This is a genomic window from Aeromonas sp. R5-1 (assembly GCF_040908265.1).
Lineage (GTDB): Bacteria > Pseudomonadota > Gammaproteobacteria > Enterobacterales > Aeromonadaceae > Aeromonas > Aeromonas caviae.
This window is the reverse complement of sequence record NZ_JBFODJ010000095.1, coordinates 1-11980: the sequence shown is the minus strand read 5'-3', so window position 1 is coordinate 11980 and position 11980 is coordinate 1. Positions and strand designations below refer to the sequence as shown.

At 65.8% G+C, this 11980-nt stretch carries 6 protein-coding genes; 5 read left to right on the top strand and 1 reads right to left on the bottom strand.

Annotated elements, in window-relative coordinates; genetic code table 11:
* Window positions 1-8: 8 nt before the first annotated feature.
* Entirely contained in the window at window positions 9-1427 is a 1419-nt protein-coding gene (locus AB5Y64_RS13000) for an IS66-like element ISAs21 family transposase (RefSeq protein ID WP_004576012.1), read from the bottom strand.
* A gap of 202 nt (window positions 1428-1629) precedes the next feature.
* On the opposite strand from AB5Y64_RS13000, the gene AB5Y64_RS12995 reads away from it, so the two are divergent.
* The 5 genes from AB5Y64_RS12995 to AB5Y64_RS12975 all read left to right on the top strand — a co-directional run bounded on the left by AB5Y64_RS12995 (window position 1630) and on the right by AB5Y64_RS12975 (window position 11781).
* Window positions 1630-2022 (top strand): DoxX family protein, encoded by a 393-nt coding sequence (locus tag AB5Y64_RS12995; RefSeq protein ID WP_010675909.1) that lies wholly within the window; start codon window positions 1630-1632, stop codon window positions 2020-2022.
* A gap of 232 nt (window positions 2023-2254) precedes the next feature.
* Window positions 2255-5611 (top strand): exodeoxyribonuclease V subunit gamma, encoded by a 3357-nt coding sequence (recC, locus tag AB5Y64_RS12990; RefSeq protein WP_039040127.1) that lies wholly within the window; start codon window positions 2255-2257, stop codon window positions 5609-5611.
* Window positions 5611-9225, top strand: a complete 3615-nt coding sequence (gene recB / locus AB5Y64_RS12985) for an exodeoxyribonuclease V subunit beta (RefSeq protein ID WP_039040126.1) — start codon at window positions 5611-5613, stop codon at window positions 9223-9225. The genes recC and recB overlap by 1 nt, the downstream gene beginning before the upstream one ends.
* 8 nt (window positions 9226-9233) lie before the next feature.
* Window positions 9234-11288, top strand: coding sequence for an exodeoxyribonuclease V subunit alpha (gene recD, locus AB5Y64_RS12980; RefSeq protein WP_039040125.1), 2055 nt, complete (start codon window positions 9234-9236; stop codon window positions 11286-11288).
* A 151-nt stretch (window positions 11289-11439) separates the two neighbouring features.
* Entirely contained in the window at window positions 11440-11781 is a 342-nt protein-coding gene (locus tag AB5Y64_RS12975; protein WP_234704021.1) for a DUF6678 family protein, read from the top strand.
* Window positions 11782-11980 lie beyond the last annotated feature (199 nt).

Genomic DNA, 11980 nt, shown 5'->3' with positions numbered 1-11980 from the left:
GTAACCGTTCACCGGGACGGTGTTGACAGCACCAACTCCTCCGGGAACGGGTAGTCGGTTTTCTCGATGCAGGACCTGACAACTGCCCTCAGCCACTCCTGCGGGCAGCGGCCCAATCGCTTGGCCGTCTCCACCAACGATAGGATACGCTGCCTGAACTGCTCGCCTCGATGCGACCAGACGCCATAGCTTCCCTTGCGCCACAGCACATAGCCACGCAGCGCCCGCTCCGCTTCATTGTTGGTCAGCGCTATCTCGTCGTTTTCCATAAAACGCCATAGCATCTCATCGTCCTTGAGCAGTAACTGGCAGCGCCCACGGTAGCGCTTGGAACACAGTACACTGCCCCGCTCCAGCTGCCTTCGCCAGCTTTGCCGACATCGCTGCAACCTTCGCTGGTACTGCTCCCGGCTTAAGCAGCCTTGTTCATAGCCATGCCGGGTTCTGAACACCGTGTCAGCCAGCAGTACCAGCCGGGCTCCGATAGGCTGGTTGACGGCGTCGCTACTCTCGGCAATCGCCGCCACGTTGCGCAGCACATGCGCCCAGCACAGTTGGCGCTGGGCGCTGTCGATGAAGCGGTATCCCGCATACTGGTCGGTCACCAGCACCCCATCAAGCTCACTGCCCAGCAACCGCTTCGCTGCCTCCTGACCGCGGCCAAACGCCGTCATGAAGCAGACCGCGACCTTGCTCAGGGCCAGCCACATCCAGCGTCGCTCACCGCCCCGCTGGTGCCGGGTTTCATCGGCATGGATGATGGCGGCAGACTGCACTTGCTGTTTGATGGCTTGGTGGGTCGGGGTGAGCATGGCGCTGACCCGGCCTTGCGCTTCACTGATGGCGCCTCGGCTAAAGCTCAAACCGAAGTGCTGCTTGAGCTGCTGCTGTATCTTGCTGATGCTCTGGTGGAACTGACCACTCTGCAAAGCGATATAGCTCAGCAGATTAGCCCCCATCTGGCTGTGGCTCACCGTATCGGGCAGGGCTGCTTCACTGGTGGTGACGCACCCACGGCAGGTGCCCCGATACAGCTGATGCTCTGTCACCACATAGCTGACCTCGGGCAGGTCAAACACCTGATGAACCCGGTAGGGCTTGTCATGGGACACCACCTGCTCACCACAGCAGGCGCACTGCCGGGCAGGATAGTGTGGTATTGCCGTCAGTCGGTCGTCCTCAGGATGACGTTCACGCCGCTGCCCCTTGTGGCCAGGCTGGGCACCACGAGCCTTGCCGGAAGCGGGGCGCTTGCGCGCAGGCGGGGTCCCCGAGCCATCAGTGGAGGGGGGCTTGGAGGAGTTATTGCTGTTTTGGTTGAGGCGGTCTTCAAGCTCGGCGATGCGCGCCATCAGCTTGTAAATCAGCTCGTTGGCTTGCTCGAGGGTCAGCGGCAGGCCGGGTGGTGGCGTAATGGGTTTGCTCATGACGTGATGGTGCCAAGCTGGCGGGATCAGGCAAGGGGCAACAGTGGATCAAGGGATGATCGTCTCACTTTTTCCTGTCAATGCCATCTGGGTGAACAGTTACGTTTGACCTGCCTTGATAGAAAAATCTTGGCGAAATGAATGAGTTAACAATTAGCTTTTACACTGTAAATACCATGATGGTAAGCAAAGGAATATGACGATGGACAAGATGAAAGATGTGGCACTGCTGGTGGGTCGTGTACTGCTGGCGCTGATGTTCGTGATGGCTGGCTGGGGCAAGATCGGCGGTTACGCCGGTACCCAGGGTTACATGGAAGCCATGGGCGTGCCCGGGTTCATGCTGCCCCTGGTGATCCTGCTGGAGCTGGGTGGCGGTCTTGCCATCATGCTGGGCCTGTTTACCCGCAGCCTCTCCGTGCTGCTGGCCGGTTTCACCCTGATGGCCGCCTTCATCTTCCACTATCAGCCTGCCGAGCAGATGCAGATGCTGATGTTCATGAAGAACGTCTCCGTGGCCGGTGGTTTCCTGGCCCTGGCGGCGGCCGGTGCAGGGGCTTTCAGCCTGGATGCCCGCCTCGGCAAGCACTGGTAATACCCTGACGTTTCAAGTTTTCCAACGCCTTTTGGCCGGTGCCCTGCACCGGCTTTTTTGTGCCTGCTTCCCGGGGATGTCATCTGCGTTACGGCGCGCAGCCCGGAGGCCACAAGTGCCTTTTGCATCTTATCCCCCGATCCCCGACAATCCCGATTCGCGTGCCGTGACGGGAATGCCAGAGAGTGTCCCCCCGCGCACCCCCTCTTCATGAAATTGGCGGGAGTCGTCCATGTTTACCCTCTACCACTCCAATCAGCTGGATCTGCTCAAGGAGCTGCTGGTGAGCCGCATCCGGCAGGCTCCGCTCTCCCACCCCTTCGATCGGGAGCAGATCCTGGTGCAGAGTCCCGGCATGGCCCAGTGGCTCAAGCTGGAGCTGGCCAAGGCGTTCGGCATCGCCGCCAACATCGACTTTCCCCTGCCCGCGAGTTTCATCTGGGAGATGTTCACCCGGGTGCTGGCAGACGTGCCCCGCCAGAGCCCCTACAACAAGGGGGCCATGAGCTGGCACCTGATGACCATTCTGCCCACCCTGCTCGGCAGACCCGCCTTTGCGCCCCTCGCGGCCTATCTGGGGGGCAGTGACGGGGCGGCGCCGGAGCAGGTGCGGCTCTGGCAGCTCTGCCAGAAGGTGGCGGATCTGTTCGACCAGTATCTGGTCTACCGGCCGGACTGGATCGCCCGCTGGGAAGAGGGGGAAGGATTGAGCCAGGAGCTGGCCGGAGTGAGCGGTCAGGATTGGCAGCCCGAGCTCTGGCGCGAGCTGGTGGCCCGCACCCTGGCCCTCAGCCCCAGCGGCTACCACCGCGCCAACCTCTACGAGGCCTTCATCCACGAACTGGAGCGCACCCGGGATCTGCCGGGCAGGCTGCCGCAACGGGTCTTCGTGTTCGGCATCTCGGCCCTGCCGCCCCGCTACGTGGAGGCCCTGCTGGCCCTCGGCAGCCGCCCCGAGGTGGAGGTGCACCTCTTTGTGACCAACCCCTGCCGCTACTACTGGGGGGACTTGCTCGATCGCAAGACCCTGGCGCGCCTCGAAAACAAGCTCAAGCCCGGCACGGATCTCGAGACCCTGCAGGGCCCCGCCAACCCCTTGCTCGCCTCCATGGGCAAGCTGGGGCGTGACTACCTGCACCAGCTGATGGAGCTGGAGGTGCCGCAGATCGAGGCCTTCGTCGACATCGAGGATCGCGACGATGAGGGCAAGGTCACCTTGCTGCGGGCCATCCAGAAAGACGTGCTGGAGCTGGCGGAACGGGGGGCCGGCGAGTTCAGTCTCGATGCCAGCCACCACAAGAGCCCTGTCAGCCTGGATGACGGCACTTTGCAGATCCACGCCTGCCACGGCCCCATGCGGGAGCTCGAGGTGCTGCACGACCGGCTGCTGGCCCTGTTCGAGCAGGATCCCACCCTCACCCCCAAAGACGTGGTGGTGATGATGCCGGACGTCAACAGCTACGGCCCCTACATCCAGGCCGTCTTTGGCAAGGAGGGCGGCAAGGGGCGGAGCGGGGCCCGCGGCCAGATCCCCTTTGCGATCTCCGATCGGGCGGCGAGCCAGGAGAGCCCGCTGCTGCAAAGTTTCCTCGCCCTGCTCAGGCTGCCGAACGCCCGCTTCGGGGCGGGGGAGCTGCTCGCCATCCTGGAGGTGCCCGCCGTGCTGCGCCGCTTCGAGCTGGACGACGACGAGTTCAACGTGCTGCGGCGCTGGGTCCAGGAGACCGGCATCCGCTGGGGGCTGGATGACGACTATCCCGAGCGCTTCGCGCTGCCGCGTCTGTCTGGCAACAGCTGGCTGTTCGGCCTGAGGCGCATGCTGCTGGGTTTTGCCATGGGGGACGGGGAGCCGGTGGCGGGGATCCTGCCCTATGCGGACATCGAGGGGCAGCAGGGGCTGATCCTCGGCAAGCTCGCCTGGTTTATCGATTCGCTCGCGGAATTTCTGCCCCGGCTGCAACAGGCGCAGCCGCTGGCCGAATGGCACGCCTGCCTGCTGGCGCTGCTGGAGCGCTTCTATCTCGCCGACGAGGATGAAGAGCGCCAGCTCCAGCTCATCCGCAGCCAGCTCACCGACTGGCAGGCCCAGCTCGGCGAGGCCCGCTTCGAGCAGTCCATCAGTGCCGACCTCTTGCAGGACTACCTCGGCAGCGTGCTGGGGGAGTCCCGCTCCAGCCAGCGCTTCCTCGCCGGTCAGGTCAACTTCTGCACCCTGATGCCGATGCGCTCCATTCCCTTCCGCCAGGTCTGCCTGCTCGGCATGAACGACGGCGTCTACCCGCGCACCCTGCCCCCCATGGGCTTCGATCTGATGGCGGTGGCCTCGCGGCGCGGGGACCGATCCCGCCGGGATGACGACCGCTACCTCTTCCTCGAGGCGCTCCTCAGTGCCCAGCAGGGGCTCTACATCAGCTATCAGGGGTTCAGCGCCCAGGACAACAGCGAGAAGGTACCCTCCGTGCTGCTGGCGGAGCTCATCGACTACGTGCGCCAGGGCTTCGTGCTGGCGGGGGATGAAGATCTCGACGACGACACCTCGGGCCAGCGGCTGCTCGAACACCTGATCGTGGCGCACCCCCTCACCCCCTACAGCCCGGCCTACTTTTACCCCGAACCCGGCTCCGGTCTCTTCACCTATGCCGCCGACTGGCTGCCGGCCCTGAGCCCGGAGCGGGGGGCCGCCAACTTCCAGAGCGGCGATCTGCCCCTGCCCGCGGAGTGGGGCAGGGAACAGGGGCTGGAGCTGGCGGAGCTGCTGCGCTTCTATCGCCAGCCCGCCAGGTACTTCCTCAACCGCCGCCTCAAGGTGTGGTTCGAGCTGGAGGAGGCGACCATCGAAGACAGCGAGCCCTTCGAGCTGGACGGCCTGCAGCACTATCAGCTCAAGGCGCTGCTGCTGGATGCCCATCTGACCGAAGGGGAGAGCGAGGCCCGTCGCCACCGGCTGCAACTCTCCGGCCTGCTGCCGCAAGGGTGGTTCGGCAGCCTGCTGCTGGAGGAGATCGACGGCGAGATGGGCAAGCTGGCGGCGCGGCTGCGTCCCTGGACGGGGGACAAACAGGCGGTGGAGATCGATATCGCCCTGGCCCAGGGGCAGCTTCAGGGCTGGATAGACACCCAGAAGGGACGAGCGCTGGTGGTCAAACCCGGCAGCTTCAACGGCAAGGATCTGCTGCTGGCCTGGATCCAGCACCTTTGCCTCTCATTGAGCAGCGCCCCCGGCGACACCCTGCTGTTCGATGCCAAACAGAGTCTGCGGCTGCCAAGGCTTGCGGCGGACGAGGCGCGGCCCAGGTTGGCGGCCCTGGTGGCCCTCTGGACCCAGGGGATGAAGCGGCCGCTGCCGTTCTTTCCGAGCACCGCCTGGGAGTGGCTCAAGGGGATCGAGAAGGATCCGGCAAAGCCGGAGGAGGCCGACAAGGCGGCGCTTGCCCGCTTCAACGGCGGCTACATGGTGACGGGAGAGGGGCAGGACGTCTATGTCGCCCGCTGCTTCCCGGAACTCGATGACGAGGTGCTGGCCCAGTTGCAGGGGCTGGCCCGTGAACACCTGACCCCGCTCCATCAGGCGCTGGAGGAGTTGCAATAATGGCTAACCCGCTCAATCCCCTGCGTTTTCCCCTCTATGGCGAGCGGCTGATCGAGGCCTCCGCCGGGACCGGCAAGACCTATACCATCGCGGGCCTCTATCTGCGCCTCTTGCTGGGCCACGGCCCGGTTATCGAAGAAGCAGGCGAGGAGGGGGGAGACGCCGGTCAGCCCTGTGCCCACGAGCGGCCCCTGTCGGTGACCGAGATCCTGGTGGTGACCTTTACCGAGGCGGCCACCGCCGAACTGAGGGGGCGGATCCGCGCCCGCATCCACGAGGCGCGTCTCGCCTTTATGCGCGGTCACAGCACGGACATCCTGCTGGCCCAACTGCTGGTGGAGGTGGAGGATCACGATCTGGCGGCCCGTCGCCTGCTGGCCGCCGAGCGGCAGATGGACGAGGCGGCGGTCTTCACCATCCACGGCTTCTGCCAGCGGATGCTCAGGCAGAACGCCTTCGAGTCGGGCGCCCTCTTTGAAACCGAATTTTTGACCGACGACAGCCGGCTCCGGCTGCAGGCGGTGAGTGACTACTGGCGCGCCGAGTTCTATCCGGTGGATCAGCCCCTGGCCCGGGCGGTGCGAAGGCTCTGGCCGAGCCCCGCCGCCCTGCTGCGGGAGATGGGGAGCTGGCTCGACAACGACGAGCTGGAGATCCGCCCGGTGGCGGGGGACGAGACCCTGGCGGCGCGGCACAGTGTCGCCATGGCCCGCATCGGGGCGGTGAAAGCCGGGTGGCTGGCGCAGACGGACGAGATCCGCCGCCAGACCGAGGGGCAGATCAGCCGTTACACCGGCAAGAACTACGAGGGCTGGCTTGCCAAGATTGGCGACTGGGCGCAGGACGAGACCAGCGGCTACGTCCTGCCCAAGGAGCTGGAGCGCTTCGGCCAGCAGGCGCTGGAGGAGAACCTCAAGAAGGGGGGAACGGTGCCCACCCTGCCGCTCTTTGGCGAGATAGACGCCCTGCTGGCGAGCCGACCCGGCATCCGGGATCTCGTCTTGCAGCGGGCGGCCAGGGTGGTGCGCAGCCGAATGCAGGAGAGCAAGCGCCAGGCCCATCAGCTCTCCTTCGACGATCTGCTGCGGGATCTCGACGGGGCGCTCGGCTCGGGCCTGGGGGAGCGGCTGTGCGAGCGCATCCGCGCCACCTACCGGGTCGCCATGATCGATGAATTCCAGGATACCGACCCCCAGCAGTACCGCATCTTCCATCGCCTTTACGGCGGTCACCAGGACACGGCGCTCCTGATGATCGGCGACCCCAAGCAGGCCATCTACGGCTTTCGTGGCGCCGACATCTTCACCTACATCCAGGCGCGGCGAAATGTGAGCGCCCACTACACCCTCGGGCGCAACTGGCGCTCAAGCCGCGCCCTGGTGGCGGCGGTCAACGGCCTGTTCGAGCGGGCGAAGGATCCCTTCATCTACGAGGCGGACATCCCCTTCCTGCCGGTGGAGGCGCAGGGCAAGAGCCGGGCGCTGCTGATCGAGGGGCAGACCGCCCCCGTGCTGCACTGCTGGCAGCTCACCGGTCAGCCCACCTTCAACAAGGGGGAGTACCAGAGCAGGATGGCCCGCGCCACGGCGGCGGAGATCCATCGCCTGCTCACGCTGGCCCGGGAGGGCAAGGCGATGCTCGGCAGCGAGCCGGTCAGGGCCGGGGATATCGCCGTGCTGGTGCGCACCGGCGCCGAGGGCAAGCTGGTGCAACAGGAGCTGGCGCGCCTTGCCATCGCCTCCGTCTATCTGTCGAACCGCGAGAGCGTGCTGGCCCAGGTGGAGGCGCGGGAGATCCTGCTGATCCTGCACGCCTGCCAGAACCCGAGCGATGAGCGAAGCCTTAGGGCGGCGCTCGCCACCGGCCTGTTCGATCTCGATGCCAGGGCCCTGGACGCGCTGGCCTCCGACGAGCGAGCCTGGGAGAGCGCGGTGCAGGAGTTCATGGGATACCGCGCGGTCTGGCATCGCCACGGGGTGCTGGCCATGCTGCGGGCCCTGATGCACGGGCGCAACCTCGCCGCTTCCCTGCTGGCGAGCCCCTACGGGGAGCGGCGGCTGACCAACTTCCTCCATCTCGGCGAGCTGCTGCAACAGGCGAGCGGCGAGCTGGACGGGGAGTACGCTCTGCTGCGCTGGCTCGGGGAGGCGGTGAGCCAGCCCAACGGCCAGGACGGGGAGCAGATACTTCGCCTGGAGTCCGAGCGCAAGCTGGTGCAGATCGTCACCATCCACAAATCCAAGGGGCTGGAGTACCCGCTGGTCTTCCTGCCGTTCATTTGCAGCCACCGCGCCGCCGACACCCCCCTGTTCCACGAAACGGGGGAGGCGGGCAATCGCACCGTGCTCGATCTCACCGGCGCCGAGGAGTCTCTGGCCGAGGCCGACAAGGAGCGCCTCGCCGAAGACTTGCGCCTGCTCTACGTGGCCCTGACCCGGGGGGTCTATGCCACCTGGCTCGGGCTGGCGCCGGTGCGCTCCGGGGCGGGCAAGTCGGAGAAGACCGACCTGCACCGCACCGCCATCGGCTACCTGCTGCAAAAGGGGGAGGAGGGGGACGCCGGGACACTGGCGACTGCCCTCACCGACCTGGCCCAGGCCCTGCCAGGGGTGGCCGTCGGTGAGCCCTCGCTCACCCGCCCGGCCCCGCTGCCCGCCGAGGCGGAGAAGCCGGGGGAGCCCACCGTGCGCACGTTCCAGGGGCAGCTTGAGCGGGACTGGTGGATCAGCTCCTACTCCGGGCTCGCGGCCCAGGGCAACGGCCACGGCAAGGGGGTGCTGGCCAACCCCGGCTTCGACGACGAGGTGGCCACCGAGGCAGCCGTCACCGTGCAGGAAGAGGAGGCGCCCGCCCCTTCCATCTTCACCTTCCCCAAGGGGGCGCGTCCCGGCACCCTGCTCCACAGCCTGTTCGAGACCATCGACTTCGAGCATGCGGGGGGTGAGTCGCTGGCACAGCACATCGCCGCCCTGCTGGCCCAGGAGGGGTTCGACGAAGGCTGGGCCCCCGTGCTGCAACAGCAGGTGGAGGCGGTGCTGGATACCCCCCTTGAGACCGGCCTTGGGGATCCGGTGCGGCTGCGGGATCTGGCCCCCGAGCGCAAACAGGTGGAGCTGGAGTTCTTCCTGCCCATGGGGCGGGTGACGGCACCGGCGCTGACCGCACTCTGCCAGCAGCACGACCCCCTGTCGCGGGACGGCAAGCCGCTCGGTTTTGCCACCGTGCAGGGGATGCTCAAGGGCTTTATCGACCTGGTGTTCGAGTGGCAGGGGCGCTGGTATCTGCTCGACTACAAATCGAACCACCTTGGCATGAGCCCCGCCGATTACGGCCGCCCGGCCCTGGAGCGGGCCATGGTCGAGCATCGCTACGATCTGCAATACCAGCTCTATTCGCTGGCCCTGCATCGGCTGCTCGCCTTGCGGCTGCCGGGCTACGATTTCGACCGGCATTTTGGCGGGGTCTTCTATCTCTTCCTGCGCGGCATGCCCCAGGGGGGCATTTTCCATGCCCGGCCCAGCCGGGAACTGGTGCTGGGGCTGGACGAGTTGTTTAGTAAAGGTGTGACATCTGACGATCATCGTTTAGAGAAATCGAACAAGGCAGAGGCATGAGGGGCGAGATGAAGGGCGAAACCATGATAGAGCGGCTGAAAGCCTTGGCGCTGGCGGGGCGCATCCGCCAGCTTGACCTGCAATTTGCCAGGCTGGTGGCCGACCTTGGCGGCAGCCCCGAGCTGGTGCTGGGGGCCGCGCTCGCCTGCCATGAGCTGGGGCGCGGCCATGTCTGCCTGCCGCTGGCGATGCTCGCTCAGGGCGGTGACGGGCAGGGATCCTCGCGCCCCTTCGGGCTGGATCCGGATCAGAGCCGGGATCTGCTGGCGGATCTCGCGGATCCCGCGAGCTGGCCCGCCCTCTTTGCGGCCAGCCCCCTGGTGGGGAGCGAACAGGAGGAGGGAGAGGCCCCCCGCTGGCCCCTGCGGCTCTGGGGTGATCGCCTCTACCTCACCCGCTACCACGACTTTGAGCTGGGGGTGGCCCGCCACCTTAGCGCCTTGAGTGAACGGGCCGAATGGCCGGAGATTGCCCCGGCCCTGTCACGCCTCTTTGCCCGCGACTACGGCCTGGTGTTCGGGGCCCTGCTCAAGGCCCGCCTCGCGCCGGATTTCTCCGTCCGCCACTTTGTGGAGAAGTACCTGGATCTGGTCTTCCCCCACGAGGTGGAGTGGCCCGCCGTGGAGACCCAGCTAAAGAGCGCCCAGGCAGCCAGCGAGCTGGAGCGGCTGGATACCCTGGTGCCCGAGGCGCTCTGCTGCAACGGCCAGAAGCTGGCGGCGGCCACGGCGGCGGCGCGCCCCTTCGCGGTCATCTCCGGCGGCCCCGGCACCGGCAAGACCACTACGGTGGCCAAGCTCCTCGCCATCCTGGTGGAGACCGGCCTGCAAGGGGGCAAGGCCCCGGCGATCCGTCTGGTGGCCCCCACCGGCAAGGCGGCGGCGCGCCTGACCGAGAGTATCGGCGCGGCCCTGCAGGCGCTGGACTTGCCCCCCGAGTGGGTGGAGGCCATCCCCACCGAGGCGGGCACCCTGCACCGGCTGCTCGGGGTGATCCCCGGGCGCAGCCAGTTCCGCCATCACAGAGGCAACCCGCTGCACCTCGACCTGCTGGTGGTGGACGAGGCCTCCATGGTGGACCTGCCCATGATGGCGCGCCTGCTGGACGCGCTGCCCGCCCACGCCCGCCTGATCCTGCTCGGTGACAAGGATCAGCTCGCCTCGGTGGAGGCGGGGGCCGTGCTCGGGGATATCTGCAGCTTTATCGAACAGGGCATCAGCCCGGCGCAGGCACACTGGCTCTCCCGCCAGACCGGCTATCGCCTGCAAGGCACGCCAGCGGGGGCCAGCGTGCGCGACAGCCTCTGTTTGCTTTCCAAGAGCTGGCGCTTTGACCAGCATTCGGGCATCGGCCAGCTGGCGCGGGCCTGCAACGGCGGCGATGCCGCCGCGGTGGAGGCGGTCTGGGGCGCGGGATTTGGCGACATCAGCCTGCATCCCTGGGCGGGGGAGGCCTATGACGCCCTGATTGCCCAGGGGGTCGCCGGTTACGGCAGCTACCTTAAGGCGGCCCGGGCCGGCGAGGATCCGGCGGCGGTGTTCAAGGCGTTCAACGGCTTCCAGATCCTCTGCGCCCTGCGGGACGGCCCCTTCGGGGTGACGGGGCTCAACGAGCGGCTCGAACTGGCCCTCGCCAAGGCAGGGCTGATCGCCCGCGACGGCGACTGGTATGCGGGCCGCCCGGTGATGGTGGTGCGCAACGACCACGGGGTGGGCCTCTACAACGGCGACATGGGGCTCTGCCTGCCCGATGACACCGGGCGGCTCAAGGTATGGTTCGAGCAGCCGGACGGCACCCTGCGGGCCCTGCTGCCCAGCCGCTTGCCCCCCCATGAGACGGTCTACGCCATGACCATCCACAAATCCCAGGGGTCGGAGTTTGCCCATACCGTGCTGGTGCTGCCCGACAGCCCCAGCCCGCTCCTGACCCGCGAGCTGGTCTACACCGGCATCACCCGCGCCAAGGCCCGCCTCGACCTCTACGGCGATCGCGCCCTGCTGGCACAGGCTGTGCGGAAAAAGACCGAGCGTTATTCCGGATTGGCACAGAGGTTGGGGGAGTGATTGATGGCGGCGGCGAGAGGTTTTACTACCCGATAATGCCTTGCTAATGATTGCTCGCTTTTCATTAAAGGGCATATACACACGCCAGTCAGCCATAGGAATGACGGATATCTGTGGCGACTGCGTCAGTGAATCTGGATTGGATGAGGGCATGATGGAACTGGTGCGATTGATGAATGCCACTAGGTGGGAAGAAATCCGGCTCGGTATGTATGCGCTGGGAGCTCTCTCTCCCAGGTGGCGTGTGCGGGACCTGCACAGCCGGTATCTATCTGATTGGGATGGGGAATGGTTCTATCACTTTAAAGTGGGTGGCTACGAGCATATCGAGTGGCTGGAAATAGAAACCACGTCGCCTGAGCAGACCTCAGCCGTGCAGGAGGTGTTGCTACAGGTGCGGGTGCCCGGAGAGCGGATCGGGAATGTATTTCGGGTCTACGGCTATGCACCGCTCGGTAAACCGATGGACTACTTGGAGTTAACCAGCATTTGAACACCGATGCGGGAGCCCTGATGACTCGAGGGATATGGAAAAAGACCGAACATTATTCTAAATTGGCGGGGAGGTCGGGATAATACATAGAGCAGTAATTTTAGCCTAAATAGCTGTTCCGAATAGTAGATCACCGGAGGAAGGGAACTCAGTCCAGTTTGTGCGATCTGATTAGTCGCTAAACAAAACAAGCCACACC

Bases quoted from the DNA above. Each gene is read 5' to 3' on its own strand.
- recC (WP_039040127.1), top strand. From the start codon at position 2,255: ATGTTTACCCTCTACCACTCCAATCAGCTGGATCTGCTCAAGGAGCTG.
- AB5Y64_RS12995 (WP_010675909.1), top strand. From the start codon at position 1,630: ATGGACAAGATGAAAGATGTGGCACTGCTGGTGGGTCGTGTACTGCTG.
- AB5Y64_RS12975 (WP_234704021.1), top strand. From the start codon at position 11,440: ATGATGGAACTGGTGCGATTGATGAATGCCACTAGGTGGGAAGAAATC.
- recB (WP_039040126.1), top strand. From the start codon at position 5,611: ATGGCTAACCCGCTCAATCCCCTGCGTTTTCCCCTCTATGGCGAGCGG.
- AB5Y64_RS13000 (WP_004576012.1), bottom strand. From the start codon at position 1,427: ATGAGCAAACCCATTACGCCACCACCCGGCCTGCCGCTGACCCTCGAG.
- recD (WP_039040125.1), top strand. From the start codon at position 9,234: ATGAAGGGCGAAACCATGATAGAGCGGCTGAAAGCCTTGGCGCTGGCG.